This window comes from Streptomyces avidinii, from assembly GCF_045161815.1.
In the GTDB taxonomy this organism is placed as follows: domain Bacteria; phylum Actinomycetota; class Actinomycetes; order Streptomycetales; family Streptomycetaceae; genus Streptomyces; species Streptomyces avidinii.
Genome location: NZ_CP108863.1, coordinates 5,150,691 through 5,177,568, shown reverse-complemented (window position 1 = coordinate 5,177,568; position 26,878 = coordinate 5,150,691). Strand labels below are relative to the sequence as shown.

Genomic DNA, 26,878 nt, shown 5'->3' with positions numbered 1-26,878 from the left:
TTCCTGGGTGGAGGGGAGTTCCTTCGGGTCCGTGGGGACCCCGTCGGGGAGGGGACGGATCAGCCGGTGCCGGTCGGCTCCGCCGGTCCGGGGCCGACCGGCTCGCGCCGGCCGCCGACGGCGGCTCTGCCGCCGGGCACGGGGGCGGCGGCGCCGCGGCCCCGGGCCGCACCGGTGGCACCCGGCGCGGCCGAGAGGGCGAGGTCGTACACGTCCAGCAGCTGCCGCGCGCTGCGGGCGATGTCGTAGCGGCGGACCACCGGCGGCGGGGGCAGCCGGCGCGCGCCCGCCTCCATGTGGCCGCGCAGGGCGGCCACGAGTTCCTCGGTGCCGGTGCCGATGCGACGGGCTCCGGGGGCCTGCGCCGCCGGGAGGTCGTCGATGGCCGGGCAGGTCACGTGCAGCACGGGAAGCCCGGCGGCCAGGGCCTCCACGACGGCGAGCCCGAAGGCCTCCTCCCGCGACGGGGAGACGAAAACGTCCATGGCGGCCAGCAGCGCCGGAATGCCCGGGGTGCGGCCGTCCGCGCTGTCGCCCAGCGGGTCCCGCTCCCCCAGCAGGTGGATCCGGCTCTGCGCACCGAGCTCGGCGGCCAGCCGGCGCAGCCCCGCCCGCTCCGGCCCGTCCCCGGCCAGCAGCAGGTGCGCCCCCGGCAGCGCGGCCACGGCCCGCACCAGGACGTCGAACCGCTTGCCCGGGACCAGCCGGCCGACCCCGCCGACCACGAAGGCCCGCTCGGGCAGCCCGGTCCGGGCCCGGGTGGCCCGCCGGACGCCCTCGTCGAAGCGGAAGCGGACGGCCTCGATCCCGTTCGGTACGACGTGGACCCGGGCGGCCGGCACCCCCCATCCCTCCAGCCGGGCGGCCACGGTGTCCGACACGGCCACCGTCGCCGCGCCCAGGCGTTCACTGGCCAGGTAGAGCGTGCGCACGCCGCCGGACAGCGGCCTGCCCTCGATCTCGCCCTCGCCGAGGGAGTGTTCGGTGGCCACGGTCGCGCCGGTGCCCGCCAGCCGGGCCGCGAGGCGCCCGTACACGCAGGCCCGGTACAGGTGCGTGTGGACGAGGTCGTACTGGCCGCGCCGGATGAACTTCACCAGCCGGGGCAGCGCCCCCAGGTCCCGGTTGCCCCTCATGCCGAGGTGGACGACCCGGACCCCGTCGGCGCGCAGCCCCTCGGCCACGGGCCCGGGGTTGGTCAGCGTGAGTACGTCGCAGTGCATGGGCATGTGGCGCAGCAGCAGGCGCAGTTGCTGCTCGGCGCCGCCGACGCCGAGCCCGGTGATGATGTGCAGTGCCTTGACCGACTGGAGCGTCTTCACCGCTGCACCCCGCGCCGCAGCTCGCGCACCTGGTGGCGGAGCTGCTTGATCCGCAGCCGGGCGCCGCCGTCGGCCTGGCTGATGTGCGTACGCGGCAGCGCGTGCGGGCCCGCGAGGCGTCCGGGGTCGATGGCGCAGGCGTAGCCGTATCCGGCGGCCCGCGTGGCGTCGACGATCCGGGCGTCCAGGTGCCCGTACGGGTAGCAGAACCCCTCGGGCAGGGTGCCGGTCAGCTCGCGCAGCAGGTCGCGGCTGCCCCGCAGCTCCTGCTGGAGCAGGTCGTCGGGGGTCGCGGTGAGGTCCTGGTGGAGCAGCCCGTGCGAGCCGATCTCCTGTCCGGCGTCGGCGACTTCGCGGATGCCCTCGGCGGTGAGCAGGGACTTGCGCGGGCCCAGCGGGTCCCACACGTTGTCCACGCCGAGCCGCCCGGGCAGCACGAAGAGGGTGGAGGTGAAGCCGTGGCGGCTCAGCAGCGGCAGCGCGTGGGTGAGGAAGTCGGTGTAGCCGTCGTCGAAGGTCAGCCCGACCAGTCCGGCCCCGAGCCCGGCCGCGCGGGCCCGCAGCAGTTCGCCGACGGACACTCCGCGCAGGCCGCGGGAGCGCAGCCACAGCAGCTGGGCCTCCAGGGCGAGGGGGGTGACGGTGATCCCGTACGGGTCCTCCGCGGGGTCGGTGAACTCGGCGACCGAGTGGTACATCAGGACCCACGGCGAAGCGGCCCGGCGGGCGGGGACCACCACGGCGGCGGGAGCCGTGTCGGTGTCAGCGGACATTGCGGAACCTCTGCGTGAGCTGGGAGATCTGACCGGGCAGGGCGGTGACTTCGAGGGCGCGTATGGCCATGCCGGTGGCTCCGAACATGGCCGGGACCAGCAGGCAGCCGAGGGCGGCGCTGAGCATGGGGTCGGGGATCATCGGGCCGGCGATCCAGCCGGTGGCGGCCGCGGCGACGGCGGCGACGCCGAGCCGGCCGATGCTGACGGCGACCCGGCGGACCTGGATGGTGATGATTCGGGAGCCGAGGCCCGTGAGCAGCAGGACGGCGGTGGTGGAGATGCCGGCGGCGTTGGCGGCGGCGATGCCGTAGGTGCCCCACCAGCCGACGGCGAAGGCTCCGGCCACGATGTTGACGAGCAGGCCGGCGCCCATCGCGAACGCCGGGAACCAGGTGGGCCGGGCGGTCGAGAAGAAGGGCCGGGACAGTGCTCCGACGAGGCAGTGGCCGAGGAGTCCGAGTCCGTAGACCCGCATGACGGAGGCGGTGGCGAGGGTGTCCCGGTGGGTGAAGGCGCCGCGTTCGAAGAGGACCTGGATGATCTGGGGCGCGTAGCCGATGACGAGTGCGGTGCCCATGAGAACGGCGAGCGAGGCCAGCGCGAGGTCCCGCTCCACCCGCCGCCGGGCCTTCTCCCGCTCTCCCCCGGCCATGGCCTGCGCGACGACGGGGAAGGTGACGGTGCAGATCATCAGGGAGAGCACCATCGGCATCTGCGCGACCTTCTGCGCGTAGTTGAGATGGGAGATCGCCCCGGACGGGAGGGAGGCGGCGAGGAACCTCTCGACGAGCACCTGCGACTGCCGGAAGACGGCGAAGAAGATCACTGGGGCGATGACCCCGAAGGCGATGAGGGTGGGACGGTCGCGGTCGCGCTGGTTGCGCGGGGCGGACCTCTTGGCGCGCGGCGGGCCGAAGCCCACGTTCCGCACGAAGGCGGGCAGCTGGACGAGGGCCATCAGCAGCCCGCCGACGGCGACGCCCGCGGCGGCGGCCCGTACGCCCCACAGGGCGTGCAGGGCCAGCATCGTGCCGATGATGCCGACGTTGTACGACACGTAGATCGCGGCGGGCGGTACGAAGGACCTGTGCGCCCGCAGCGCGGCGCTGAAGTACCCGGCGATACCGAAGGAGAGCACGGTCAGCGCCGTGAGCCGGGTGCACTCGATGGCCAGCCGGGGGTCGGGCAGGCCGGGGGCGAGTACGGCGACGACGGCCGGCGCGGCCATGACCAGGACGGTGGCGACAGCGGCCAGCAGCACGACGAGGCGCGGCAGGGTCGCCCCCACCAGGAGCCGTACGGGGTCCTGGACGCGGGCCTCCCGGCGGGTGAGCCCGGCCCTGGCGGCGGCCCGCCGGGCCAGGGCGTGGCTGAAGGCGGGCACCATCAGCAGCGCCATGGCGTCCTCGATCAGCAGCGTCGAGGCCATCTCGGGCACGGTCCAGGCGATGAGGAAGGCGTCGCTGTCGTGCCCGGCGCCGAAGAGGTGCGCGATGGTCTGGTCGCGCACCAGCCCGAACACCGCCCCGGCGGCGGTCAATCCGGCGGTGACGGCGGCAGCCTTGGCCAGGAACCTGCCGAGCGGCGGGCTCCCGCCGGACGCGGCGGACTCGCCGGCCGCCCGGTCCCCGCCGGGGGTGACGGAGAGCCCGACCGCCGCTCGGCTCCCGCCGGGGGTGACGGAGGTCCGGCCCCCACGGTGGGAACGGCCCGCCCGGGCCTCGGGCCCGACGGCCGGGTTCCCGGCCCGCCCGGCCACCCGCACGCTGTGCCGGCCCGAAGCGCCGCCCGGATACCCGGCGGCGCCGAACACGGGCCGGAGCGTGCCCGGTTCACCACCGGGGAGCCCCCCGGCCACGAACCCCGGGTCCGCCGGGGCGGGCCCCTCGGCGACTCCGGTGCTGCCGGGGTCCGGGGTGCCCGGGACACGGGCGTGGCCCGCCCCGGCCGGGGGGCCGGAGGCGGGCCGCCAAGGCGTGGTGTCCGTCACGGGCGAGCCGCAACCCCGGGGGACCTGCCCCGTGAACCCGCACCGCCGAGAGCTCCGGGATCCGCGGCAGCTCGGCCCGGTGGCTCCGCAGCCCCCCGGGAGGGCAGCGCCCACCAGGCCGCCAAGCCGATGATCACTCCGGTGAGCACCGTGGACGGCCCGCCGATGTCCGCGTAGAGGAAGTCGGTCAGCTGCCACACGAACAGCCCGATCGCGATCAGCCCGCAGTCCCTGGCTCCCCCGCCGGAGGCGAGCCGCCGCAGCCCCGCCACCAGCAGCGCCGCCCAGCCGCCCACGAGCGCGACCAGCCCGATCAGGCCCTGCTCGCTCAGGATCAGCAGGTACATGTTGTGCGGGGAGAGCAGCGGCTGGCGCAGGTACGCCTGACCCGCGCCGGCGGTGTCGCTGCCGGAGGAGAGGCCCAGCGAGGCGTGCCCGTCACGGTTGGCCGGGAAGCCCTTGAGCCCCACCCCGACCGCCGGCCGCTCGCGCCACATCGACCCGGCCGCGGCCCACATCGTGTAGCGGTCGGTCACCGACTGGTCGGGGGCGCTGGAGACCTGGGTGATGGAGGTCAGCCGCTCGGCGACCATCTCCGAGCCGACCCCGAACCCGCCGACCAGGACCACCCCGGCCGCGGCGAGCGCGGCGACCACCTTCAGGGCCCGCCTGATCCCGGCCAGCGCCATCACCAGCACCGCCGCGCCGAAGGTGGCGATCCACGCGCCCCGGCTGAAGGACAGCACCAGCGGCAGCACCAGCGCGAGCGCGCAGCCCCCGGCGATCCGCCGGAGGCGCCGCGGCATCCCCGGGGCGAGCCCGGCTGCGGTCGCCACGATCAGCCCGTACGCCACGACGGTGGCCATGCCCATGACGTCGCCGGGGCCGAAGGTGCCGACGGCCCTGACGTCCTCGCCCTGGTAGGAGGCCCCGGTGTGGGTGGCGTACTGGACGACGCCCACCGCGCCCTGCACGAGCGCCAGGACCACGAAGCACCCGGCGGCCAGCCGGAACTCCGCGGCGCCCTGCACCAGCAGCACCACGGCGGCCGGGACCAGGACGAAGACCTGGAGGTAGCGCACGAAGCCGGGCAGGGCGGCGTACGGATCCCCCGCGGTCATCGTGGCGACCGCGAGGCCCACGGCCGGCAGCCCGAGGACGAGCACGCCCAGCGGGTTCAGCGCCCGCACCCGGCCGCGCAGCGCCTGGACCGCGCAGGCGAGGACCAGCAGCAGCGAGGCGGCGTCGGCCGGGCCGACCTTCCCGGAGGCGGTCGCGTCGCCCGCCGGGAGCGGGGCGAGGAGGAAGAGCACGGTCGCGGCGAGCGGCAGCAGCGGCCAGTGCCGGCGCAGCAGACCCGGCATGTCCGGCCGGTTCCACCGGGCGGGAAGGGCGAGGCTCATCAGCTGCCCCCCAGCCGGAAGCGGAAGAAGGAGGCCGCGGTGCGGGCGAGGATCCACAGGTCCTGCCAGAGCGACCAGGTGTCGATGTAGTGGTTGTCGAAGCGGGCCCGGTCCTCGATGGAGGTGTCCCCGCGCAGGCCGTTGATCTGGGCGAGGCCCGTGATGCCGACGGGCATCCGGTGCCGGGCCTCGTAGCCGGGGTGGACGGTGGAGAACTTGGCGACGAAGAACGGCCGTTCGGGGCGCGGGCCGACCAGGGCCATGTCGCCGCGTACGACGTTCCACAGCTGCGGCAGCTCGTCCAGCGAGGACTTGCGCAGGAAGGAGCCGACCGGGCTCATCCCGCGGTCGCCCGCCACCGTCCAGCGGGTGGCGGCCTCGTGCGCGTCGGCGCGCAGGGTACGGAACTTCAGCAGGGTGAAGGGGCGTCCGTACAGGCCGACCCGCTCCTGCCGGAAGATCACTCCCGGTCCGTCCCAGATCCGTACGGCCAGCGCGCACGCCGCCATCACGGGTGCGGCGGTGAGCAGCGCGACCAGGGCGAGCACGGTGTCGATGCCCCGCTTGACCCAGCGCTCCAGCGGCCGGGCCAGGCGCGGCAGCAGCGGCTGCACGGCGTACCCCCACAGCTGGTCGGTGGGGTGCGCCACCCGCATGCCGGTGATCCTGGCGGTGCCGGCCGGGTCGGCGAGCCACAGCCGGCAGCCGTGGTCGTGGAAGAGCCGGACCAGGGAGGCGGTGCGCTCGTCGGCCTCCGGGGGGCGGGTGAACACCGCGTGCCCGACGGAGTTCTGGATGACCGCGCGCCGGATGTCCTCGTGGGTGGCGAGCAGCGGCAGGGCGCCGCCCACGCCCTCGCCGGCCGGTGCGGTGTCGGCGAGCCCCACCGGGCGCAGGCCGAACTCGGGGCGGCCGTGCAGGGCCGCGGCCACCGCGCTCGCCCCGGCGCCGGGTCCGACGACGAGGGCGGAGGCGGGCCGGCGTACGGCGGCGCGGCGCCGGAGCTGGTTGACGAGGCCGCGGCCGGCGCACGCCAGTACGGCCTGCAGGCAGACGGCGGTGAGCAGAGCGCTCCAGCCGATGGCCCGGGCCGGGTCGACGGCGGCCGCGACGGCGGCGAGCGAGCACCACAGGACGGCGGACCGGCCTGCCAGTACGGGGAGTTCGAGGAGCGCGGAGGGGGCGAGCCGCGGCCGGTAGAGCCCGGCCTGGGCGTGCAGCGCGGCGAGCAGCAGCGGGGCCGCGGACAGGACGGGCAGGTCCGCCGCGGGCAGGGTCGTCGCGGTGAGTACGACGGCCAGCGCGTCGGTGGTGAGCAGCGGGAGCGCGCGGCCGCGACGGCGGACCCGCTGCGGGCGCAGGGCGGAGCGGGCCTGGTCGGTCCTGGGCCCGCGCGGGGGGTGGATGGCGGTCGCCGAACGGCGGGCCGCCACGTGGGGCGCGGGCGCGAAGGCGCTGCCGCCGGCGGGCCCCGTGCCACCCTGCCCGGTGTGCCGGGCGGGTGCGCTGTCCATCGTCATCGGCTGATGCGCTCCTGGTTCAAGGGCCGGGGCCTGCCCAGCAGTTCGTGGTACAGGCCGGTGACCGCGTCCGTGGTCCGCCGCACGTCGAAGTCGGTCCGGGCGTGCTGCCGGGCCTGCTCACCGAGTTCGGCGAGGAGCCGCGGCTCGGCGAGCAGCCGTCCCAGGGCCCCGGCCAGGGCCGTCGGGTCCTCCGGCGGCACCAGGCACAGGCGTCCCTGGCCCGGTGGCAGGCTCTCCCCGGCACCGCTGACGTCGGAGACCAGGACCGGGCGGCCACAGGCCATGGCTTCGAGCGGGGCGAGCGCCATGCCTTCCCACCGCGACGGCAGTACAACGAGATCGGCGGCCCGAAGCCACGGTCGGATGTCGGCGGCGGCGCCCGCGAAGAGCACGCGGGGCGGGGCGGTGCGGCGCAGCCGTTCGGTGTCGGGGCCGTCTCCGACGAGGGCGAGGCGGGCTCCGGGGACGGTGGCGAGCAGCTCCGGCCAGGCCCGGAGCAGGATGTCCTGGCCCTTCTGGAAGCAGATCCGGCCGACGCAGACGACGAGCGGTCCGTCGGCCGGGAAGTCCGCGGGCAGCGGCAGTTCGGCGCGGGCCCGGGCCCTGTCGCGCTCGGGGTCCGGGCCGCCGGGGCGGAAGTGGTCCAGGTCCACACCGTTGCGGATCACCGACCAGCGGGCGGTGATCCCTTCGGTCTCGCCCGCGTCGCGTTCGGCCTCGCTGACGCAGAGCACCCGGTCGGCCCAACGGGCCCCGTACCGCTCCCAGCGCAGCGCGAGTGCGGCGGTGACCCCGCCGACGGCGTCGAAGGACCAGGCGTGGGGCTGGAAGACGGTGGGTACGGTGCCGCGCGCGGCGAGCCGGCCGGCCAGGCCGGCCTTGGCGCTGTGGGCGTGCAGGACGTCGGGCCGCACCCGGCGGAGCACCTGCCGGGCGCCGGCGATCTCGGCGGGCAGCCCGGGCCCGGGGGCCCGGCCGGCCCGCCAGGTGAGGACCTCGGCCCCGGCCGCCCGCGCGGAGTCGCCGAGCGTGCCGCCGGGCGGACAGCCGACGACGGTGCGCAGCCCTTCGGCGGTCTGCGCGCGGACGAGGTCGGTGACGACCCTGGCCACGCCTCCGTCGACGGGTTGTACGAGGTGGAGGACGGTCGTGGGCTGTGCCGCCCGAGGTTGACTGGGCACGTGGCGTGGTCTCCTGCGTTCAGCGGCGCGCGTCTGTCTGAACGAAGAGCACACCGAGGAAATGACCCTGACTTTCACCCGTGAACCTGAAGTCCAGGCTGCGGGCACCACCGGACAGGGCGGGACTCAGGTCGAACACGTCCGCGTCATATCCGAGATTATTCATATGTTCGGGCTGTCGCACGAACGACTGATCGCCGAATTCCGTGATCGTGGAATTCATAACATCATTAAAAGGATTTTCTCCATCACTGAGGCTCACCCGACGCCCGCTGTCAGCGGTCACGGTGAGTGAGTCCCCGAGGGCGCCCCGGTCCCCGTCGTACGCGACCACCCCGACCCGGCCGGCGGAGCCGGGGGGCACGTCCAGGCCCTCGATCACGACCGCCCCGTCACCGGCCCGGGCGGCCAGCGACTCGAAGCCGTCCCACAGCGAGATCCGGCGCATCGGCTCCTGCGGGTGCTCGTAGGCGACGACCAGCGTCCAGCCGCCCCAGGCACCCACTTCGGAGTGGCCCATCGCGATGTTGAGCTGGGCCACCGTCCACAGGCCGGCACCGCCCTTGCGGACCAGCGGGGTCACATCGGCGGAGGCCTGGTAGGCGTCGCTGCCCGCGTCCGTGCGGTGACCCATGACCGTGTCGGCCAGGACCTCCTTGTACGCGCCGCCGGGCTCGGCGACCAGCACCCGGCCGTTGTCCTCCGGCGGCTTCTGCTCGCCCACCCGCAGGTTGCCGCCCCAGTAGAGACGGGCATACGAGACCTTCGCGCCCTGCGGGACCTTGAGCTCGGCCCGGGTGGAGTTGTAGGTGTCCGGGTCCTTGTCCACCTCGCTGTAGAACATCTCGAAGTCGCTGTTGACCCCCGCCGCGCCCTTCTTTACCTCGGCGCACGGCTCGGCCTGCGGGGACTGCTCCTTGCGGCAGCTGATGCCGGAGTTGGAGGCGCGCACCAGCCCGCCGTGCTGCACGGCCTGGTAACGCTGGGTGAACGGGATCCGGGGCAGCTCCTTGGGGGCGGGAGCCGCCGCGTGGGCCAGCGGGGCGTTCACGGAAAGAGTGAGGCAGGACAGCAGACCGAGCGCGCCGAGGATTCTGCGGGAGGAACCCATGACCCCGTCTCCATTTTCGATCAAGGGGACAAAACAGGAGTGAACTTTGTCAGAAATCAGGCTGGAAATCACGTCGGACTCGCTCGTACGGCCTTTTGGGCGATAGCACGCACCCTCGCAACGGGCGGGTCGTTATGGCTTGCACCATTGTTCGAACCGAAAGGAAATGCGGAGATGAAGAAGAGGCCGGCGCGCGGCACCGCCATCGCCGTCGCGGGCGCCTCCGCGCTGATGGGCTGCGCGGGCCTCGCCTCCGCGCACGGCGGGGACGGTGCGACGGCCCACGGCTTCGCCGGCGGGTCCCCCGGCGTCCTGAGCGGCAACCTGCTCCAGGTGCCCGTCGACGTCCCGGTGAGCGCCTGCGGCCTCACCGTGAACGTGATCGCCCTGCTGAACCCCTCTTTCGCCAACACCTGCATCAACGCCTGACCGTCAACCGTGTTGCCCGAAACGCCTGCATCCGAGTGAAGCCACGCAACCCGAACCGGGTCCGCGCCGTTGATCCGGGTGCTCCACTACCGGGCAATCCTGCAAAAAAGGGACGACAATGATCAAGAAGATGATGGCCTCGGCCGCGGTTGCCGCCTCGGTCGTGGGCATCGGTGCCGCCATGGCGCCGCAGGCGATGGCGATCGGGAACGACAACGGCGTCAACACCGTCCAGGGCAACGGCGCCGCGCAGATCTACGGCAACCAGGCCACCTACGGCAACATGAGCCCGCAGATGGCGCTGATCCAGGGCTCGTTCAACAAGCCCTGCATCGCCCTGCCCGCGAAGGCAAACGTGCAGTCCGTGCTGGCCCTGGTCAACGTCGGCGTCCAGGACATCCCGGTCCTGTCCAGCCCGCAGAACCAGCAGTGCACCGAGAACTCCACCCAGGCCAAGGGCGACGAGGCCCTCTCGCACATCCTGGACAACATCCCGATCCTCTCGGGCAACGTCTCCAACGGCAGCTGACCGAGGCCCGCGCCAGCGAGGCCGTCGCACCCACGGGGTCGCGGCGGCCTCGCCGCATATGGGCCGGGACCGGAACCTCCCCGGCCCCTGAATTTTCGATACGAATCCGCCGGCACCTCGAATTCGACCCGAACATTGAACCGGGGCATCGGGGTGAATTACCGGAAGACCGCCGAAAATGTGCGGTTTCTTTTTCCCGGACCGCTCGTTGTTAATTCTGCAGTGGACACGCCTCTGCGGGAAGGAAAGAAATCAAAATGACGTACAAGAAGGCAGTGGTGCTGGCCGCCGGCGCTCTCATGCTCGCCGGTGCCGCCTCCCCCGCCATGGCCGACTCGTCGGCCGAGGGCGCGGCCGTGGGCTCCCCCGGCGTCCTGTCCGGGAACCTGGTCCAGGTCCCGGTCCACGTTCCGGTCAACGTCTGCGGCAACACCGTGAACGTCATCGCGCTGCTGAACCCGGCGTTCGGCAACACCTGCGTCAACGCCTGACGAAGCGCTTGAGCCCGTGAGGGCAAGCCTCCTCGGGGTGGCCTCGGAGTGCACGGCGGTGCACTCCGAGGCCACCTTCGATTCCACACCGGCCGTGGCGCCGGTAGACAGGGAAGGACCCATGCGACAGGTACTGAGCCGACAGGTACTGGGCAAGGGGATGCTCACGGCGGCAGCCGCTTCGAGTCTGCTGTCGATCGCGACCGGCGCGGCCTACGCGCACCCCGGAGCGAGCGCCGAGGCCTCGCACTCGCCGGGTGTGCTGGCCGGCAACAGCGTCTCGGTACCGATCACCTTCGCACCCAACGTGTGCGGCAACAGCGTGGACGGCGGTGCGGCGCTCAACCCTTCGATGGGGAACACGTGCGTGACCAGCACCGGCTCCCACGGGGACGGCGGCCACGACTACGGGCGCTACCTCAGCCCCGAGCACGCCGAGGCGTTCGAACGCTACCTCGACGAGCGCGGGGGCGGCCGGCACGCGGTCCCGGAGCAGCGCCATGAGAACGGGTACGAGCAGCCCCGTCACGAGCGGCCCCGGCAGGAGGGACCGCGGCACGCGAAGCCCCGCCACGAGGAGCCGCGCCACGAGGGCGGCTACGGCGGCCGGGGCGGGGAGCGGGACAAGGAGGAGTGCGACGACCACCCCGGGTCGGCGCCGCCCCCGCCGGCCCACCACGCTCCCCCCGCGCCCGAGCAGCCGCACCCCATGCCGGAACCGGTCCAGGAGCACCCGGCCCCGCTGCCCATGCCGGAACCGGTCCAGGAGGCGCCCGCGCCACTTCCCGAGACCCCGCCCGCGCCCCCCGCTCCGCAGCCCCCGGCGGCGGAGGCCCCGGCCCCGCTGCCCGCCCCGGAGCCCCTCCCGGCACCGGAGGCGCCGCACACGCTGCCCGCCCCGGCCCCCGGCCCGCCGCCCGTGGTCGAGGACGGCCCCCCGTCCGGGCCGCCGCACGGCAGCCTTCCCGTGGAGCACCCCGCGCCGGCTCCGGCGCCCGCGCCCGAGGTCGTACCGCCGGCGGACCAGCCGCCGGCCGCCCCCGGTGGTGACACCCCGGCCGACCTCCCCCCGGCACCGGTCCCCGCCCCGGCCCCGGGGCCCGCTCCCGCGCCGCCGGCGGCCCCCGCTCCGGCGCACGTGAGCGGTCCGATGCTGGCCGAGACCGGCGCGGGTCAGCCGGCTGCCGCGGCCGCCCTCGCCAGCGCCCTGATCCTGGGCGGCGCCATTCTGTACCGGCGGTCCCGCGTCTCCTGACCGGCAATACGGGTAATACCGGTAATCAGAAAAAATATCGGCCGGAGAATCCCTCGTCGGATTCTCCGGCCGCTGTCATGTCCCCACCCCTTAACCGCGTGCGCGTTCGCGTTTCCGCAGCGGCGGGGAATCGTTACCCAGGGCGAAAGTGGCGCGACGGTCGCCACTGATACCTCTGTCCACTAAAAGAAGAGGATTTCGATAATGAAGCTCACGAAGGTCGCCGCTGTCGTCGTCGGCTCCGTCGCCGCGCTCGGCGCCTCCACCACCGCCTTCGCCGCCGACACCACGGCCGCGATGCCTCCCATGAGCCTGACCGGCGGGGTGACCGAGACGCTGAACTCCGTCGGGCCCGTCTCCGAGTCGCTTCCGCAGACCGTGGGCAACGGGCTGGCCGAACAGGGCGACACCGTCAACAAGGTCGTGGGTACCGCCCAGAAGGTGAACAAGGTCCGCAACGACGTACCCGGCACCGTGCTCGGCCTCGCGAACGGCGCCACCCAGGCGAACCCGATGCTCGGCGGCGTGAAGCTCAACGGCGGCCAGGGCTGAACCGTCCCGGCCGCATACCCGCCGACACGACTGTGGGCGCCACCGGCAAGGCCGGGGCGCCCACAGTCGGTTGTTCTGCCGACGTCAGCTGTTGACGCAGACGTTGCCGAACGCCGGGTTCAGCAGGCCGATGACGTTCACGGTGTTGCCGCAGACGTTGACCGGAACGTGGACCGGGACCTGAGCCAGGTTGCCGGAGAGGACGCCGGGGGAACCCACGGCCGCGCCCTCGGCCGACGAGTCGGCGACGGCGGAGCCGGCGGCACCGGCCGCGGCGAGACCGGCGGTGGCCAGAACCAGGGCGGCCTTCTTGGCAGAGTTCATGGGAAGTGCACCTTCTGTTCGATGTTCTGCCCCGATCCGGGGCTCACACCGAGCGAAACGGTCCATCATCCCGGACGACACGGCCACACACACAATGAGACCTGTTCGGCTCAATTGTCGTAACCATCGGGCGGGTTCGGTCCGCGACCGCTCCTACGGGACGGCAGGAAGGGCCGGGACCTCGGGGATCGCCGGGGTGGCGGGAAGCTCCGGGGTGGCGGGAAGCTGCGGGGTGGCGGGAAGCTGCGGGAGCGCCGGAACCTCGGGGACCGCGGGCAGTTCCGGTACCAGCCCGTCGACCGGCGGAACCTCGACCGGCAGCTTGGGGATGAGGCCGGACAGGTCGGGGAGGGTCAGCTCCGGGAGCTTCGGCAGCTCGATCGGCGGCAGCTTCACCCCGTCGGGCAACAGGCCCCCGACGGAGGCGAGAAGGTCCTGCAGCGTCTTGGTGAGCCCCGCCAGGAGATCGTCGATCGGACCGGCCTTGGCGCGCTGCTCGATCTTCTCGACCTGGCGCTGGACGGAGGCGACCCGGCCGTTGAGGGCCGCGGAGCCCTCGCCGTCCGCGGCGACCGCGGGAGCAGCCGCGCCGGACAGTATGACGACGGCGAGGGCCGCCGGGACGAGGAGGCGGGCGCGGGACGGCTTCGTGTGGTGCATGAAGGTTCCTTCTCGATGGGGAGACACAAACGGACCTGAACGATCCGCTTCCTCACCCACCGTGCGAACACCTCGCACGGAGCGCAACCGGAACCTGAACGGATGCGGGCTGCGTACGGGCTTCGCGCACGCGTCCGCAGGCTCTTCACCCGGGCCGGGGAAAACCTCGACACGCGCAGGCCGTTTGAGTGAAGCAGCGGAACCAACCCCCCGGTCGGGCAGTTGACCAGGGCGCTCCATCAGCGGGCACTCGTGCGACAGAAGGAACAAGATGTTCAAGAAGTTCATGACCGCCGCCGCGGTCTCCGCCGTTGCGATCGGCGCGGGCGCTGCCGCCGCGGCCCCGGCCATGGCCATCGGCAACGACAACGGGGTCAACACCGTCAACGGCAACGGTGCCGTGCAGGCCTACGGCAACCAGAAGACCGCCGGCGACATGAGCCCGCAGCTCAGCCTGGTCCAGGGCACCCTCAACAAGCCCTGCATCGGCCTGCCCGCCAAGGTCAACGCCCAGTCGCTGGTCGCCGCGCTCAACATCGGGGTCCAGGACATCAACGTCCTGTCCAACCCGCAGAACCAGCAGTGCACCGAGAACTCCACCCAGGCCAAGGGCGACGAGCCGCTCTCGCACATCCTCTCCAACATCCCGGTCCTGTCGGGCAACCTCTCCAGCGGCAGCTGACCTGCTCCCCCGCCCTTCGGGCGAGCGCGGGCCGCTGAGCCTGTGGAGTGAATGACGAGGGCCCCGGCGACGTCCAGCCGCCGGGGCCCTCTTCGTACGCCGCCCGGGCGGTCAGCCGGTCCAGAAGTCCCACCAGCGGGTGAGGACCAGCATGCCGATCACTCCGATGTGCAGGGCCGGCGGCGCCCAGCCGAACTCGGTGAAGAAGCCCCGCACCGGACCGGGCGCGGGCAGGACGCGCGTGCGGACGTTGTGTGCGGTGACCGCCCAGAACATCAGCAGGGTCGCGACCCAGGCCAGGCAGCACCAGAGGCAGAGCGCGTTGATCTCGTAGAGCGACTGGACCATCAGCCAGGTGCAGAATCCGACACCGAAGAGCGTGCCGGCGTTCAGTCCGAGCCAGAACCAGCCGCGGTAGCGGGCGCCGGCGAGCAGACCCGCGCCGACGCTGACGACGACCCCGTACGCGACGAGCCCGAGCATCGGGTTGGGGAAGCCGAAGGCCGCCGCCTGCTCGCTCTGCATCACGCTGCCGCAGGAGACGACCGGGTTGAGACTGCACGCGGGTTTGAAGTCCGGGTCCTCCAGCAGGAGGAACTTGTCGAGGGTGATCACCCAGGAGGCCAGCAGCCCGGCCGCCCCGGTGACGGCCAGCAGCCAGGCCAACCCTCTCGGGGCGGTGTTCCGCTCGCCCTCGTGTCCACTGCGGGGCCGTACCTGCTGGCGCGGGAGGCCCACTGTATTCGTTGCCATGTGTCCCATAGTCCCGCGCTTCCTACCAGATCGGGCCCAACCATGCTCAGTGGTATGCAAGTTGACCTGAAGGTGTGGCGGGAACCTCCGATGCTTCCCGGACGTTTTACCGAACCCCGGACGTGATGTCAGAACCAGGGGTTACGTTGAGCTTCCGCGAAGTAACAAGCTGCGACGGCCTGGAGACCCACCTTGAGCGATCCGTACGAGACAACCGAGGCGCACCTCGAACGACTCCTCGGCCGCGCCCTCAACTCCTTCGACCTGCCCGACAGGTTGGTCGAGCGCCTCGGCACGGCGCTCGCCCACAGCTCTTCGCTCTACACCACCCACCACAGTCCGGAGGCGGGAATCTGGCGGGAGACCCACCGGCACACCTACCTGCTGAGCGACGGCGGATCCGTCTCGCTGTGGGAGCTGACGTACCGGCTGGTGGGCGACCGGGCCGTCCGGCACGAGGTCTTCGCGAGCAAGGCGGAGACCTGCCTGGCCGTGACCCGGCTGTTCGGCGAGGCGTCCGCCGGGGCGTCGCCCGATCCGGTGCTGGTGCCGGGCGAGGAGGAGCCGGTGAACGACGTGTCGGTGCTGAGCGCGCTGTATGCGGCCTCCGCTCCGGTGCAGCGGCACCGGGAGTACGTGGTGGAGCAGTCCGCCGACCATGCCCGCCGGGTGCTGCGCCGCGCGGAGAACGCCGACCGGCCGGGTGAGCCGGTGGCGACGCTGCTGCGGTCGGCGTACGCGCACCAGATCACCCAGGCCTTCGGCGCGCGGCAGTGCCCGGCGGACGGGCGCAGCTCGGGCGCCGGTTTCAGCCTGTACGAGCACGCCTTCGTCCTGCTGGACGGAACCGAGCTCAGCCTGTGGGAGGTGGAGCACACGGCGACGCCGGACGGGCGGCACATGTGCGAGGTGTACGAGAGCGAGGCGGCCGCGCGCGAAGCGATGGAACTCCGCGCGCGTCCGGTGAACCGGGACCAGGCCGTCTCTTTCGGATCTTGGCAAGATCCGAAAGAGACGGCCTAGAAGCCGTCGAGCGGCAGGTCCAGGGGCGGGTTCCGGGTGATGTGGACCCGGTCCGGGCGCAGGTCCGCCGGGGTGGGCATGGCGCTGCCCGGCAGCCGGGCGGCGGCCGCGCCGTGGGCCAGGGCCGAGGCGAGGGCCTCCCATCCGGTGCCTCCCGCGATCAGGAAGCCGGCGAGCGATGCGTCGTCGGCCCCTGCGTTGCTGCGCACCGCCTGGGTCGGGGCGGTGCCGTAGAAGGTGCCCTCCGCCGAGACCAGGAGCCGGCCGTCCCGGCCGAGGGAGGTCAGTACGGCTCCGGCGCCGAGGGTGCGGAGCTCCTCCGCGGCCTTGACCACGTCGCCCACGGTGGGCAGCGGGCGGCCGACGGCCGCCGCGAGCTCGGCCGCGTCGGGCTTGATCACGTCCGGGCGGGCCGCGAGCGCCGCACGCAGCGCCGGGCCCGAGGTGTCCAGGGCGATGCGGGCGCCGGCCGCGTGGGCCCGGTGGACCAGTTCGGCGTACCACTCGGGCCCGGGGCCGCGCGGGAGGCTGCCGCAGCAGGCGATCCAGGCGACGTCGGCGGCGCAGGAGCGGACGGTGTCCAGGAGGAGGGCGGACTCCTCCCGGGAGAGCTCCGGACCGGGCGAGTCGATCCTGGTGAGGGTGCCGTCCGGCTCGGCGAGCGCGATGTTCGAGCGGGTCTGCCCGGCGATCGAGACGGCCGTGACGTCCACGCCCTGCGCGCCGAGGAGTTCGGCGAGCAGCACGCCCGGGGCGCCGCCGAGCGGGAGGACCGCCGTCGTGCGGACGCCCGCGGCGGCCACCGCGCGGGAGACGTTGACGCCCTCGCCCCCGGGGTCGACCCGCTCTCCGTCGGCGCGCAGCACCCGGCCCCGGGCCTGCGCGGGAACCCCGTAGGTGCGGTCGAGGGAGGGGTTGGGGGTGACGGTGAGGATCATACGAGCACAACTTCCGTACCGGCGGCCCCGATGGAGGCCTGGTGGGCGGGGTCGAGCCCCGTGTCCGTGATGAGCAGGTCGATGTCGGCGAAGGACCCGAAGCGCGCGAAGTGTTCCTGGCCCGCCTTCGCGGAGTCGGCGAGGAGGACGACACGGCGGGCGGCGGCCATCGCTGCGCGCTTGACGGCCGCCTCGGCCTGGTCGGGGGTGGTCAGGCCGCCCTGGGCCGTGAAGCCGTTGGTCGCGAGGAAGAGCACGTCCGCGCGGATCTCGGCGTACGCGCGCAGCGCCCACGCGTCCACGGCGGCGCGGGTGCGGTGGCGGACGCGGCCCCCGACGAGGTGGAGGTCGATGCCGGTGCGGCCGGCGAGGCGGGCCGCGACGGGCAGGGCGTGGGTGACCACGGTGAGCACCGCGTCGGCGGGGATCGCGGCGGCCAGCCGGGCGACGGTGCTGCCGGCGTCCAGGACCACGCTGCCGCCGTCGGGGATTTCGGCCAGTGCGGCGGCTGCGATGCGGTGCTTCTCGTCGGCGGCGGTGGCCTCGCGCTCGGTGAGGTCCGGCTCGAAGTCGAGGCGGCCGGCCGGGATGGCCCCGCCGTGCACCCGGCGGAGGAGGCCGGACCGGTCGAGGGCTGTGAGGTCCCGGCGAACGGTCTCGGCGGTGACCTGGAACCGGTCGGCGAGGGAGAGCACGTCGACGCTGCCGGCCTCGTGGGCGAGGCGGAGGATCTCCTGGCGGCGCTCCGGTGCGTACATGTGGATTTACGTCCGTTTCATGCCTGAATAGGTGGATTCGACCCACCGTACGCACCTTTGCGGCGAGAAACAAAAAAGAACGGACATGCCCGCCCCTCGGGGCGGACATGTCCGTGCGGTCGTGCCGGAGGACCGGATCAGCCGGCCGGCACCTTCTCGGGGGTCCGGCCCGCGTGCTCGGAGCCTCCCTCGCGCTGCTCCATCGGGAGCGCCCGGCGCGGCAGGACGAACATCACCGCGAAGATCACGACGAGTACGGCCACGACCCACCACAGCGCGCCGCGGAAGGCCTCCACGTAGGGCGGACCGAAGACCATGTCGTCGTCGATCAGGCCGAAGAAGACGACGGAGGTCAGGGCCAGACCCAGGGCGTTGCCCATCTGACCGGTGGTGTTGATCAGACCCGAGGCGGATCCGGCGTGCTGACGCGGCACCTCGGAGAGCACGGTGTCGTTCAGCGGGGCCACGATCAGGCCCATGCCGACGCCCATGACGACCAGCGGGGCGGCCATCTGCCAGGAGGCGATCTCCATGCCGTAGTGCTGCGACTCCCAGATGTAGAGGAGCAGCCCTGCGGCCATGATCAGCGCGCCGGCCTGGAGCACCTTGCGGCCGAAGCGGGGCACGAGCTTCTCGACCGAGAGACCCGCGGCGACCGAGACGGCGATGGAGAAGGGGATGCCGGTGAGACCGGCGCGCAGCACGCTCCAGCCGAGCCCCATCTGCATGTACATCGTCCAGACCAGGAAGAAGATGCCGGTGGCGATGCCGAAGGTCAGCTGGACGGCGATACCGCCGGCGAAGCTCTTGACCTTGAAGAGGGAGAGCTCGACGAGCGGGGAGCCGTCCTTCTTGATCTTGTACTTCTCGTACGCGATGAAGGCGGCGAAGACGAACGGCGCGGCGATCATGCAGCCGAAGCCCCACAGCGGCCAGTCGTTCTCGTGGCCGTGGGTCAGCGGGAAGATCAGCAGGACCAGGGCGAGGGTGGCGAGGACGACGCCGACCAGGTCCAGGCGCAGCGCCTGCGGGGCCTTGGACTCGGCGATGAACTTGCGGCCCAGGATCACGCCCATGATGCCGACGGGCAGGTTGATCAGGAAGATCGGGCGCCAGCCGAGACCGAAGAGGTCCCACTCGATGAGCAGCGCGCCGAGCAGCGGGCCCGAGACGGCCGCGAGGCCCACGATCGCGCCGAACATGCCGAAGACCTTGCCGCGCTCCTGCGGCGGGAAGGTGACGTGGATGATCGCCAGGACCTGCGGAACCATCAGGGCGGCCATACCGCCCTGGAGGAGGCGGGCGACGACGAGCACGTCCGGGGTCGACGCGATGCCGCAGAGCAGCGAGGCCGCGGTGAACCCGGCGATGCCGATGAGGAAGACGCGCTTGCGGCCGTAGATGTCACCGAGACGACCGCCGGTGATCAGGCCGGCGGCGAAGGCGAGCGCATAGCCCGCGGTGATCCACTGGATCGCGCTGGTGGAGGCGCCGAAGTCCTCGCGCATGGTGCGGATGGCTATGTTGACGATCGTGACGTCGACCAGGTCCATGAAGGCCGCGGTCATCACGATGGCGAGCGCCAGCCAGCGGCGGCGGTCGGCGGTCGAGCTGGTTGCGTCGTGGGCTGCGTCGTTCCGCTCTTCTTGTACGGGCCCGTTCTCTCTTTCGGGCGATGTCTTGGGCGTCTCGGTGCTCATGAGGAGAAACCTAGACGGCGTCTAGGTCAGTCCGTGTCCTATTTCGCTGGCAGCCTTGATTCATGACCGACACCCCCGCACGGCTGCTGTCCCTGCTGTCCCTCCTCCAGACCCCGCGCGAATGGCCCGGGAGCGAGCTGGCGCTGCGGCTGCGGGTGAGCGCCCGCACGATCCGGCGCGACATCGAGCGACTGCGGGAGCTCGGCTACCCGGTGGAGGCCACGCTGGGCGCCGAGGGCGGATACCGGCTGGTCGCGGGCGCGGCGATGCCCCCGCTGCTCCTCGACGACGAGGAGGCCGTGGCGATCGCGGTGGGGCTGCGGGCGGGGGCCGGGCATGCGATCGAGGGGGTCGAGGAGGCCTCCGTACGGGCCCTGGCAAAGCTGGAGCAGGTCCTGCCCTCGCGGCTGCGGCACCGGGTGAGCGCGCTCCAGTCGGCCACGATCGCCCTGAGCCGGGGCGACGGCGCGAGCGTGGACCCGCGGACGCTGACGACGATGGCGGCAGCGGTGGCGGGTCCGGAGCGGCTGCGGTTCGCGTACCGGGCGGGGAACGGCGCCGAGTCGCGCCGGCTGGTGGAGCCGTACCGGCTGGTGAGCACCGGGAGCCGGTGGTACCTGGTCGCCTACGACCTGGAGCGGGAGGACTGGCGGACCTTCCGGGTGGACCGGGTCGACGAGGCGCTCGCGACGGGCGCCCGGTTCGTACGGCGGGACCTGCCGATGGAGGCGGAGGAGTTCGTACGGCGGGGGCTGCGGGGCGGCGAGAAGCAGCCGTACCGGGTGGAGGTCAGCTTCGCGGCGGCCCCGGAGGAGCTGCCGGCCTGGCTGCGGGCGGTGGCCCTGCCGGGGGCGGACGGCGAGACCCCGGTGCGCTTCGAGAGCGCGGACGCGCCGGAGTGGACGGTGGCGCGCCTCGCCCTGACGGGCCTGCCCTTCACCGTGCGGGAGCCGGCTGCGCTGCGGGCGGCGGCGGAGGCGCTGGCCGCGCGGCTGACAGTCGCCGCGGCGCCGTAGCCGGGGTTCCGTCCCGGATCCCCGCTCCTGGCACGCCGGAGGGGCTGAATGGTGCCGGGCAGGAGGGAGCCCCGGCGCTTGGGGGGGGATAGGCACCGGGGCTCGTTCAGGGGGCTTGGCCGCGGGCCGCTCTAGGCCACCGCGTCGAAGCCGGTGTCGCGCGCCATCCGCTTCAGCTCCAGCAGCGCGTGCTTCTCGATCTGGCGGATCCGCTCGCGGGTCAGGCCGTGCTGCTTGCCGACCTCCGTGAGGGTCCGCTCGCGGCCGTCCTCGATGCCGTACCGCATCTTGATGATCGACGCCGTGCGCCGGTCGAGCTTGCCCAGCAGGTCCTCCAGCTCCTCGCTGCGCAGCAGGGAGAGCACGGACTGCTCGGGCGAGATCGCCGACGTGTCCTCCAGGAGGTCACCGAACTGGGTGTCTCCGTCGTCGTCGACCCCCATGTTCAGGCTGACCGGGTCGCGCGCCCAGTCCAGTACGTCGCCCACGCGCTTCTCCGTCGAGTCCAGCTCGGCGGCGATCTCGGCGTGCTCCGGGTCGCGGCCGTTCTCGCGGTTGAATTCGCGCTGGATGCGGCGGATCCGGCCGAGCTCCTCGACCAGGTGGACGGGGAGGCGGATGGTGCGGGACTGGTCCGCGATGGACCGGGTGATCGCCTGCCGGATCCACCACGTGGCGTACGTGGAGAACTTGAAGCCCTTGGCGTAGTCGAACTTCTCGACGGCGCGGACCAGGCCGGCGTTGCCCTCCTGGATCAGGTCGAGCAGGGGCAGACCGCTGCGCGGGTAGCGCCGGGCGACGGCCACGACGAGGCGGAGGTTGGAGCGGATGAAGACTTCCTTGGCGTGCTCGCCCTCGGCGGCCAGCACTTCCAGCTCCTCGCGGGCCGGGGTCTCCCCGTCCCGTTCTATCGCCCCGTCGAGGATCTGCCGGGCGTAGACGCCCGCCTCGATGATCTGGGACAGCTCCACTTCCTTGGCCGCGTCGAGCAGCGGGGTGCGCGCGATCTCGTCCAGGTACATGCCGACCAGGTCGCGGTCTGCTATCTCCCCGCCCACAGCGCGTGCGCTGCTCGTGGACTGACGACGGGCGACGGCGCGGGTTGCCATGCGTGCTCCCTTGCGAAGTGTTCGGTCGCGGTGCGGCTGGTGGACGTCACCGGGACGACTGCCAACCGGTCCGGAACGTCACGGACACTCTCCCGAGTGCCCGCTTCCGAAGGAAACAACGACTGGAATCGGGACAGAATTCCCACGCTGCTCCCTCTTTTTCGAGATCTTGCAGTATCCTGCCCCGCCCGCGCCGCGTCCCCGGCGAAGCCGGAATGCCCTGAGAGCTTGAAGGAGCGCAGGTCAGGACCGATACGGAGGCGGATCCGGAGGCACGTGCGGGCCTTTACCTCCACCAGACCTCTGAGACCGCCGTCACCATTGACACAGCCCCGTACATCCCGGAAGAGCAGCGATCCCGGCTGCCCCTCGCCCCTGAAGACGGCCTTTGCCGGCTTCCGGTTGCCTGGACCGACGATCGAATGCCCGAATAGGCCGCAAGGGGTGAATTACGGATGAAAAAGGAAGTCACCGGGATCGAACGACAGGGCTAGCCGAACTGGAGGGAGCGCTTCGAGAGGCCCATCCAGAAGCCGTCCACCGGGGTGCGGGCGGCGGCCAGGTCGGATGCGGCCGCACCGAGGGTGACGAAGAGCGGGGCGAAGTGCTCCGTGCGCGGGTGGGCCAGGCGGCCCGCCGGGGACTTGTTCTCGAAGTCCAGCAGGGCGTCCAGGTCGGACGCGGCCAGGGCCTCGCGCCCCCACGCGTCGAACTCCGCCGACCAGGCGGGGACGCCCGGGCCCGTGTGGCGCAGGGCGGCCAGGTTGTGCGTGAAGAAGCCGCTGCCGACGATCAGTACGCCCTCGTCGCGCAGCGGGGCCAGCTTGCGGCCGAGGTCCATCAGCCGGGCCGGGTCCAGGGTGGGCAGGGAGATCTGGAGGACCGGGATGTCGGCCTCCGGGTACATCTCCACCAGGGGGACGTACGCCCCGTGGTCCAGGCCGCGATCGGGGATGTCCTGGACGGGCGTACCGGGGGCCCGCAGCAGTTTGCGGACCGAGGCGGCCAGCTCCGGGGCGCCGGGGGCGTCGTAGCGGACCCGGTAGTAGTGCTCGGGGAAGCCCCAGAAGTCGTACACGAGCGGGACGCGCTCCGTGGCGCCGAGGGCGAGCGGGGCCTCCTCCCAGTGGGCGGAGACCATCAGGATCGCCCGGGGGCGGGGCAGACCGGCGGCCCACTCGGCGAGCTCGCCGGGCCAGATCGGATCGTCGGCCAGCGGGGGTGCGCCGTGGCTCAGGTACAGGGCCGGTATGCGGGTCACCGGGGCACTCCTCCACTTGGTTGAAATGCGTAGTGAAAACAGACTAACCCCATCTCGTTCAAATTTGAACGAGATGGGGTCGTCAGTCATTCCGCAGGGCCCTCGGCCCCGATCAGTGGGCGATCACCGGGACCTTGAGCTCGGCGTCCTCCGCGGAACCGGAGGCCACCGGGCCGCCGGCGCCCGGACGGCCGGTGTTGATCAGCGCCAGGGCGATGGCCGCGCTGGCGACGAGGATGCCGACCGCCCACCAGATCGCGGAGGCGTAGCCCTCGACCATGGCCTGCGCCTGGATCAGCTGCCCGGCCGGGCCGCCCGCCGCGGCCTCGGCCGCGTGGTCGGTCAGGTAGGCGGTGGTCGCCGAGGCGGCGATGGTATTGAGCAGCGCGGTGCCGATGGCGCCGCCGACCTGCTGCGAGGTGTTGACCATGGCGGAGGCGACACCGGCGTCGGCCGGGTTCACCCCGTGCGTGGCCAGGGACATCGCCGGCATGAACGCCGTGCCCATGCCGAGGCCGAGCAGCAGCTGCGCCGGCAGGATCAGTGCCGGGTAGGAGGACCCGACCTCGAGCTGGGTCAGCAGCAGCATGCCGAGGGCGGCGACCAGGAAGCCGGGGCCCATCAGCAGGCGCGGCGGGACCCGGGTCATCAGGCGGGCGCCGATCTGGGTGGAGCCCGCGATCATGCCCACGATCATCGGCATGAAGGCGAAGCCGGTCTTGACGGGCGAGAAGCCCTTCACGACCTGGAGGTAGTAGGTGAGGAAGAGGAACAGGCCGAACATCGAGATGACAGCGAGGCCCAGCGAGAGGTAGACACCGCCGCGGTTGCGCTCCAGCAGGACGCGCAGCGGCAGCAGCGGGGACTTGACCTTGGACTCGACGAGGACGAAGGCGGCCAGCAGCAGCACCGAGGCGACGAACATGGCGACCGTCAGGGCGTCCGACCAGCCGGCGGACTCGGCGCGGGTGAAGCCGTACACGAGGGCGACGAGACCGGTGGTGGACAGGACCACGCCCGGGATGTCGAGCGGCGCGCGGTTGCGGGAACCGGCGGGCTCACGGATGACCATCCAGGCACCCACGGCCGCGACGATCGCGAAGGGGATGTTGACGAAGAAGGTCCAGCGCCAGTTGAGGTACTCGGTCAGGAAGCCGCCGAGGATCAGGCCGACGGCGCCGCCGCCGCCCGCGATGGCTCCGTAGATGCCGAAGGCCTTGGCGCGCTCCTTGGCGTCGGTGAACATGACCGCGAGCAGCGACAGGGCCGCCGGTGCGAGCAGTGCGCCGAAGGCACCCTGGAGGGCGCGGGCGCCGAGCATCATGGCCTCGCCGTTCGCGGCGCCGCCGAGCGCGGAGGCCAGGGCGAAGCCGATGAGGCCGACGACGAAGGCGTTCTTACGGCCCCACTTGTCGGCGATGCGGCCGCCGAAGAGGAGCAGTCCGCCGAAGGCCAGCGCGTACGCGGTGATGACCCACTGGCGGTTGCCGTCCGAGATGCCGAGGTCGGTCTGGGCGGAGGGGAGCGCGATGTTCACGATGGTCGCGTCGAGGACGACCATCAGCTGGGCCAGGGCTATGAAGACGAGTGCCTTCCAGCGGCTGGGATCGGCAGCCGGCGCGAGGCTCGCGGCTGTTTTTGACATGGAGGTACCCACTTCACTGTGCGGAATGACTGAAAAAGACTAGTTCTTGAGCTTTGTGCGAGTCACATGGTTTTCTGCCGCAGGTCGTCCAGCGTGGCCGCCGAGCCCGGGAGCTCGGAGCGCGCCGGGGCCCGCAAGCCGTCGAGGAAGAGCTGGAGATGGCGGTGGGCGAAGCGGTCGGTGTCCAGGCATCCGACGCCCGGGAGGGGGCGGCTGAGCTGGGACAGGGCGACCATCAGGTCACCCGCGCCGATGTCCGTACGGACCAGTCCGGCGGCCTGGCCGGCGGTCAGCAGGGTCACGACGGCCTCCTCCAACACGGTGCGCGCCTCGAGGAGTTCGGGGTGTTCGCCGTCGAAACCGTCGGCGAGCATCGGGCACAGGGCGCCGATCCGCTCGTCCGCGGCGGCGTGCGTGAACCGGCAGAGCGCGGCGAAGGCGTCGGACTCCTCGGCGAGGGAGGCCTCGGCCGAGGCCGTCACCCGGCCCATCGTGAAGAGCACGACATGGTGGACGAGGGAGGCCCGGTCGGGGAAGTGCCGGTAGAGCGTGGCGTTGCCGATGCCGGCCCGGCGGGCCACCTCGTCGAAGGGGGTCGCCGAGCCGGACTCGACGAAGGCCTCGCGGGCCGCCGTCAGGATGCGCTCGCGGTTGCGGACGGCGTCGGCGCGCGGCCGCGGGACAGCCGTCGGTGCCGGTGCCGGCGCCGGGTCCACGGTCGCCGCGGGGGCGGGCCGGGCCGCCGTGGCGGTGCTGGTGGAGCGCTTCATTCCGGGGCCTCCCTGGTGCGGACTCGTGGACTCGTGGTGCGGACGGTGCGGACGGTGCGTGCGGTGCCTGCAGTCCCTGTGGCGCGACCACCCCGCCCAAACGGGGAGTCGCTCCCCACTTGGCGGGACTCACGTACAAACGGGGATCGGGTCCCCGGTTATTTCACCCCCTGGTGTGACCTGGGTCACCACCCCGTCCACGTTCGGCCTCTCCCGACGCGCGGGCGCGGCGCGCCCGGCGGAGGGTGATCGAACAGAGCGCAGACCGGGCAGGGCCGGCTGCCGCGGACCCGAAGGCGATCTCCATGCCGCAGACCCGCCGCCGGATACGCAGACCACGCCGCACCAGCGCGTACATCGGCCTGACCGCGCTGGCCCTCGGCGTCACGACGACCGCGAGCACCGGCATATCCAGCCGCGGGCACTCGGCGGCCGGAGCGGTGGCGACGACCGTGGAATCGGCTCTCGCGCCCTGCCGGATCGCGGGCACCATGGGGGTGCAGATGTCCGAGGGCATGCCGACCCCTCCCGGGTACGCGCGCTCGACCGGCGAGATCCGGGCCCTGAACCTGATGGTCGACTTCCCCGACGCCAAGGGCGAGGGCACGGCGGCGGACCGGATGGCCGAGTTCTTCCCGCAGACGGCCGAGTGGTTCCGCACCAGCTCCTACGGCCGGCTGGCCTACCGGGCCGAGGCGCCGATAAGGGACTGGCTGCGGATGCCGATGCCCTTCGCGGCGTACGGGATCGAGCGCGGGTCCGCGTACGAGCCCGGGTACCGGCAGCTCGTCGAGCACATCGCGAAGGCCGCCGACCCCGAGGTGGACTTCAGCCGGTACGACCTGATCAACATCCTGGTCACGCCGAACGCCGGGCCGTCCGCCCTGGACACCGTCCTGTCGGTGACCTTCTCGGGCAACGGCGAGGCACCGGTCGCCGACGGGGTGCCGCTGGCCAACACGTCCTTCGTCTACAGCCGGCAGGACGACGGGTCCGGCACCTACCGGGAGACCGGCTACCGGGTGCTCCCGCACGAGAACGGACACGTCTTCGGGCTGCCCGACCTCTACACCTCCGACGGCGGGAGCACGGTCGGGCACTGGGACATCATGAGCGAGGACTGGGGTGCCAACAACGACCTGATGGGCTGGCACAAGTGGAAGCTGGGCTGGCTGGACAGCACCCAGATCAGCTGCGCGTCCAAGTCGGGCACCAGCGACCACACCCTCTCCCCGCTGGGGGTGCGGGGCGGCACCAAGCTGGCCTTCGTACCGCTGTCGGAGAGCGCCGGGTACGCGGTGGAGGTGCGGACCCGGGCCGGGAACGACGAAGCCGTCTGCAAGCCCGGCGTCCTCGTCTACAAGGTGGACTCCGACGTGGACACCGGGCGCGGACCGATCACCGTGTCGGACAGCGCGAACGGGAGCGGCGGCTGCACCCGGCGGCCCAACGTCCACGCGGAACTCTCGGACGCGCCGTTCCGGCCGGGCGAGACGTTCACCGACGAGAAGGCGGGCATCAGCGTCTCCGTGGTCGGCGAACTGCGCAACGGCAGCTACCAGGTCCGCATCATCCGGCCGTGACCCCGGCGGCGGGGGCGGGACCCGCGCTCCGGGCCGGCGGACATGCCGATGGGCCCCGCGTCGCGCGGGCCCATCGGCGTTCCGCAGGCCGCCG

The 26,878-nt window shown here is 72.6% G+C and carries 26 protein-coding genes; 9 read left to right on the top strand and 17 right to left on the bottom strand.

The genetic code is table 11. From position 1 onward, the window contains the following. Positions 1 to 59: 59 nt before the first annotated feature. Genes OG373_RS23245 through OG373_RS23215 form a run of 7 tightly spaced genes read right to left on the bottom strand, consistent with a single transcriptional unit; the run spans position 60 to position 9,306 of the window. The gene (locus OG373_RS23245; protein WP_405440077.1) at positions 60 to 1,322 is read right to left on the bottom strand and encodes a glycosyltransferase; all 1,263 of its coding nucleotides are present in this window, start codon (positions 1,320 to 1,322) and stop codon (positions 60 to 62) included. Next, positions 1,319 to 2,095, bottom strand: coding sequence for a polysaccharide deacetylase family protein (locus OG373_RS23240; protein ID WP_397730690.1), 777 nt, complete (start codon positions 2,093 to 2,095; stop codon positions 1,319 to 1,321). Before OG373_RS23240 ends, OG373_RS23245 begins: the two co-directional genes overlap by 4 nt. Continuing rightward, positions 2,085 to 4,088 carry a murein biosynthesis integral membrane protein MurJ gene (murJ, locus tag OG373_RS23235; protein ID WP_405440076.1) on the bottom strand — a complete coding sequence of 668 codons (2,004 nt, stop codon included), beginning with the start codon at positions 4,086 to 4,088 and terminating at the stop codon, positions 2,085 to 2,087. The genes OG373_RS23240 and murJ overlap by 11 nt, the downstream gene beginning before the upstream one ends. Then, positions 4,085 to 5,491, bottom strand: coding sequence for an O-antigen ligase family protein (locus tag OG373_RS23230; protein WP_405440075.1), 1,407 nt, complete (start codon positions 5,489 to 5,491; stop codon positions 4,085 to 4,087). Before OG373_RS23230 ends, murJ begins: the two co-directional genes overlap by 4 nt. Further along, positions 5,491 to 7,011 carry an exopolysaccharide biosynthesis polyprenyl glycosylphosphotransferase gene (locus tag OG373_RS23225; protein WP_405440074.1) on the bottom strand — a complete coding sequence of 507 codons (1,521 nt, stop codon included), beginning with the start codon at positions 7,009 to 7,011 and terminating at the stop codon, positions 5,491 to 5,493. The genes OG373_RS23230 and OG373_RS23225 overlap by 1 nt, the downstream gene beginning before the upstream one ends. After that, complete coding sequence (locus OG373_RS23220) at positions 7,008 to 8,195, bottom strand: glycosyltransferase (RefSeq protein WP_405440072.1); 1,188 nt, start codon at positions 8,193 to 8,195, stop codon at positions 7,008 to 7,010. Before OG373_RS23220 ends, OG373_RS23225 begins: the two co-directional genes overlap by 4 nt. Before the next feature lie 19 nt (positions 8,196 to 8,214). After that, positions 8,215 to 9,306 (bottom strand): DUF3344 domain-containing protein, encoded by a 1,092-nt coding sequence (locus OG373_RS23215; RefSeq protein ID WP_405440071.1) that lies wholly within the window; start codon positions 9,304 to 9,306, stop codon positions 8,215 to 8,217. A 174-nt stretch (positions 9,307 to 9,480) separates the two neighbouring features. Between OG373_RS23215 and OG373_RS23210 the strand changes: the two genes are divergently transcribed. The 5 genes from OG373_RS23210 to OG373_RS23190 all read left to right on the top strand — a co-directional run bounded on the left by OG373_RS23210 (position 9,481) and on the right by OG373_RS23190 (position 12,562). After that, entirely contained in the window at positions 9,481 to 9,735 is a 255-nt protein-coding gene (locus OG373_RS23210; protein ID WP_405440070.1) for a chaplin, read from the top strand. A gap of 118 nt (positions 9,736 to 9,853) precedes the next feature. Continuing rightward, a complete protein-coding gene (locus tag OG373_RS23205) occupies positions 9,854 to 10,264 on the top strand; it encodes a rodlin (RefSeq protein ID WP_030386268.1) in 411 nt (136 codons plus the stop codon). A 257-nt stretch (positions 10,265 to 10,521) separates the two neighbouring features. After that, positions 10,522 to 10,755 (top strand): chaplin, encoded by a 234-nt coding sequence (locus tag OG373_RS23200; protein ID WP_052872775.1) that lies wholly within the window; start codon positions 10,522 to 10,524, stop codon positions 10,753 to 10,755. Positions 10,756 to 10,876: 121 nt separating this feature from the next. Continuing rightward, positions 10,877 to 12,010 carry a chaplin gene (locus OG373_RS23195; protein ID WP_405440068.1) on the top strand — a complete coding sequence of 378 codons (1,134 nt, stop codon included), beginning with the start codon at positions 10,877 to 10,879 and terminating at the stop codon, positions 12,008 to 12,010. Between the two features lie 204 nt (positions 12,011 to 12,214). Continuing rightward, a complete protein-coding gene (locus OG373_RS23190; RefSeq protein ID WP_189971333.1) occupies positions 12,215 to 12,562 on the top strand; it encodes a hypothetical protein in 348 nt (115 codons plus the stop codon). A gap of 84 nt (positions 12,563 to 12,646) precedes the next feature. Here OG373_RS23190 and OG373_RS23185 read toward each other — a convergent pair whose 3' ends face one another. Continuing rightward, positions 12,647 to 12,886 carry a chaplin gene (locus tag OG373_RS23185; protein ID WP_397730707.1) on the bottom strand — a complete coding sequence of 80 codons (240 nt, stop codon included), beginning with the start codon at positions 12,884 to 12,886 and terminating at the stop codon, positions 12,647 to 12,649. Between the two features lie 153 nt (positions 12,887 to 13,039). Further along, positions 13,040 to 13,546, bottom strand: a complete 507-nt coding sequence (locus tag OG373_RS23180; RefSeq protein WP_405440066.1) for a hypothetical protein — start codon at positions 13,544 to 13,546, stop codon at positions 13,040 to 13,042. A gap of 271 nt (positions 13,547 to 13,817) precedes the next feature. On the opposite strand from OG373_RS23180, the gene OG373_RS23175 reads away from it, so the two are divergent. Continuing rightward, entirely contained in the window at positions 13,818 to 14,228 is a 411-nt protein-coding gene (locus OG373_RS23175; RefSeq protein WP_405440065.1) for a rodlin, read from the top strand. 111 nt (positions 14,229 to 14,339) lie between these two features. On the opposite strand, the gene OG373_RS23170 is transcribed toward OG373_RS23175, so the two are convergent. After that, positions 14,340 to 14,981, bottom strand: a complete 642-nt coding sequence (locus OG373_RS23170; protein ID WP_405440063.1) for a vitamin K epoxide reductase family protein — start codon at positions 14,979 to 14,981, stop codon at positions 14,340 to 14,342. 192 nt (positions 14,982 to 15,173) lie between these two features. Between OG373_RS23170 and OG373_RS23165 the strand changes: the two genes are divergently transcribed. Further along, positions 15,174 to 16,004: a DUF6227 family protein gene (locus OG373_RS23165; protein WP_405440061.1), complete on the top strand. Its 831-nt coding sequence runs from the start codon at positions 15,174 to 15,176 to the stop codon at positions 16,002 to 16,004. On the opposite strand, the gene OG373_RS23160 is transcribed toward OG373_RS23165, so the two are convergent. The 3 genes from OG373_RS23160 to OG373_RS23150 form a co-directional block, all read right to left on the bottom strand. Beyond that, positions 16,001 to 16,942: a 1-phosphofructokinase family hexose kinase gene (locus OG373_RS23160; protein WP_405440059.1), complete on the bottom strand. Its 942-nt coding sequence runs from the start codon at positions 16,940 to 16,942 to the stop codon at positions 16,001 to 16,003. The two genes, OG373_RS23165 and OG373_RS23160, sit on opposite strands and share 4 nt — an antisense overlap. Continuing rightward, positions 16,939 to 17,700 (bottom strand): DeoR/GlpR family DNA-binding transcription regulator, encoded by a 762-nt coding sequence (locus OG373_RS23155; RefSeq protein ID WP_405440057.1) that lies wholly within the window; start codon positions 17,698 to 17,700, stop codon positions 16,939 to 16,941. The genes OG373_RS23160 and OG373_RS23155 overlap by 4 nt, the downstream gene beginning before the upstream one ends. 137 nt (positions 17,701 to 17,837) lie before the next feature. After that, the gene (locus OG373_RS23150; RefSeq protein WP_405440056.1) at positions 17,838 to 19,400 is read right to left on the bottom strand and encodes an MFS transporter; all 1,563 of its coding nucleotides are present in this window, start codon (positions 19,398 to 19,400) and stop codon (positions 17,838 to 17,840) included. 62 nt (positions 19,401 to 19,462) lie between these two features. On the opposite strand from OG373_RS23150, the gene OG373_RS23145 reads away from it, so the two are divergent. Beyond that, entirely contained in the window at positions 19,463 to 20,416 is a 954-nt protein-coding gene (locus OG373_RS23145; protein WP_405440055.1) for a helix-turn-helix transcriptional regulator, read from the top strand. A gap of 131 nt (positions 20,417 to 20,547) precedes the next feature. Here OG373_RS23145 and OG373_RS23140 read toward each other — a convergent pair whose 3' ends face one another. The 4 genes from OG373_RS23140 to OG373_RS23125 form a co-directional block, all read right to left on the bottom strand. Next, a complete protein-coding gene (locus tag OG373_RS23140; RefSeq protein ID WP_397730726.1) occupies positions 20,548 to 21,525 on the bottom strand; it encodes an RNA polymerase sigma factor RpoD/SigA in 978 nt (325 codons plus the stop codon). 490 nt (positions 21,526 to 22,015) lie between these two features. Then, complete coding sequence (locus OG373_RS23135) at positions 22,016 to 22,777, bottom strand: dioxygenase (protein ID WP_405444166.1); 762 nt, start codon at positions 22,775 to 22,777, stop codon at positions 22,016 to 22,018. 121 nt (positions 22,778 to 22,898) lie between these two features. After that, complete coding sequence (locus OG373_RS23130; protein ID WP_405440054.1) at positions 22,899 to 24,431, bottom strand: MFS transporter; 1,533 nt, start codon at positions 24,429 to 24,431, stop codon at positions 22,899 to 22,901. A 62-nt stretch (positions 24,432 to 24,493) separates the two neighbouring features. Continuing rightward, on the bottom strand, positions 24,494 to 25,201 hold the full coding sequence (locus OG373_RS23125) for a TetR/AcrR family transcriptional regulator (protein WP_405440053.1): 708 nt from the start codon (positions 25,199 to 25,201) through the stop codon (positions 24,494 to 24,496). A gap of 305 nt (positions 25,202 to 25,506) precedes the next feature. On the opposite strand from OG373_RS23125, the gene OG373_RS23120 reads away from it, so the two are divergent. Beyond that, positions 25,507 to 26,784, top strand: a complete 1,278-nt coding sequence (locus tag OG373_RS23120) for a M6 family metalloprotease domain-containing protein (protein WP_405440052.1) — start codon at positions 25,507 to 25,509, stop codon at positions 26,782 to 26,784. The last annotated feature ends 94 nt before the right edge of the window (positions 26,785 to 26,878 follow it).

Bases quoted from the DNA above. Each gene is read 5' to 3' on its own strand.
- OG373_RS23215 (WP_405440071.1), bottom strand. From the start codon at position 9,306: ATGGGTTCCTCCCGCAGAATCCTCGGCGCGCTCGGTCTGCTGTCCTGC.
- OG373_RS23120 (WP_405440052.1), top strand. From the start codon at position 25,507: ATGCCGCAGACCCGCCGCCGGATACGCAGACCACGCCGCACCAGCGCG.
- OG373_RS23160 (WP_405440059.1), bottom strand. From the start codon at position 16,942: ATGATCCTCACCGTCACCCCCAACCCCTCCCTCGACCGCACCTACGGG.
- OG373_RS23185 (WP_397730707.1), bottom strand. From the start codon at position 12,886: ATGAACTCTGCCAAGAAGGCCGCCCTGGTTCTGGCCACCGCCGGTCTC.
- OG373_RS23240 (WP_397730690.1), bottom strand. From the start codon at position 2,095: ATGTCCGCTGACACCGACACGGCTCCCGCCGCCGTGGTGGTCCCCGCC.
- OG373_RS23140 (WP_397730726.1), bottom strand. From the start codon at position 21,525: ATGGCAACCCGCGCCGTCGCCCGTCGTCAGTCCACGAGCAGCGCACGC.
- OG373_RS23205 (WP_030386268.1), top strand. From the start codon at position 9,854: ATGATCAAGAAGATGATGGCCTCGGCCGCGGTTGCCGCCTCGGTCGTG.
- OG373_RS23175 (WP_405440065.1), top strand. From the start codon at position 13,818: ATGTTCAAGAAGTTCATGACCGCCGCCGCGGTCTCCGCCGTTGCGATC.
- OG373_RS23200 (WP_052872775.1), top strand. From the start codon at position 10,522: ATGACGTACAAGAAGGCAGTGGTGCTGGCCGCCGGCGCTCTCATGCTC.
- OG373_RS23145 (WP_405440055.1), top strand. From the start codon at position 19,463: ATGACCGACACCCCCGCACGGCTGCTGTCCCTGCTGTCCCTCCTCCAG.
- OG373_RS23230 (WP_405440075.1), bottom strand. From the start codon at position 5,491: ATGAGCCTCGCCCTTCCCGCCCGGTGGAACCGGCCGGACATGCCGGGT.
- OG373_RS23150 (WP_405440056.1), bottom strand. From the start codon at position 19,400: ATGAGCACCGAGACGCCCAAGACATCGCCCGAAAGAGAGAACGGGCCC.
- OG373_RS23225 (WP_405440074.1), bottom strand. From the start codon at position 7,011: ATGACGATGGACAGCGCACCCGCCCGGCACACCGGGCAGGGTGGCACG.
- OG373_RS23130 (WP_405440054.1), bottom strand. From the start codon at position 24,431: ATGTCAAAAACAGCCGCGAGCCTCGCGCCGGCTGCCGATCCCAGCCGC.
- OG373_RS23125 (WP_405440053.1), bottom strand. From the start codon at position 25,201: ATGAAGCGCTCCACCAGCACCGCCACGGCGGCCCGGCCCGCCCCCGCG.
- OG373_RS23170 (WP_405440063.1), bottom strand. From the start codon at position 14,981: ATGGCAACGAATACAGTGGGCCTCCCGCGCCAGCAGGTACGGCCCCGC.
- OG373_RS23195 (WP_405440068.1), top strand. From the start codon at position 10,877: ATGCGACAGGTACTGAGCCGACAGGTACTGGGCAAGGGGATGCTCACG.
- OG373_RS23155 (WP_405440057.1), bottom strand. From the start codon at position 17,700: ATGTACGCACCGGAGCGCCGCCAGGAGATCCTCCGCCTCGCCCACGAG.
- OG373_RS23180 (WP_405440066.1), bottom strand. From the start codon at position 13,546: ATGCACCACACGAAGCCGTCCCGCGCCCGCCTCCTCGTCCCGGCGGCC.
- OG373_RS23210 (WP_405440070.1), top strand. From the start codon at position 9,481: ATGAAGAAGAGGCCGGCGCGCGGCACCGCCATCGCCGTCGCGGGCGCC.
- OG373_RS23190 (WP_189971333.1), top strand. From the start codon at position 12,215: ATGAAGCTCACGAAGGTCGCCGCTGTCGTCGTCGGCTCCGTCGCCGCG.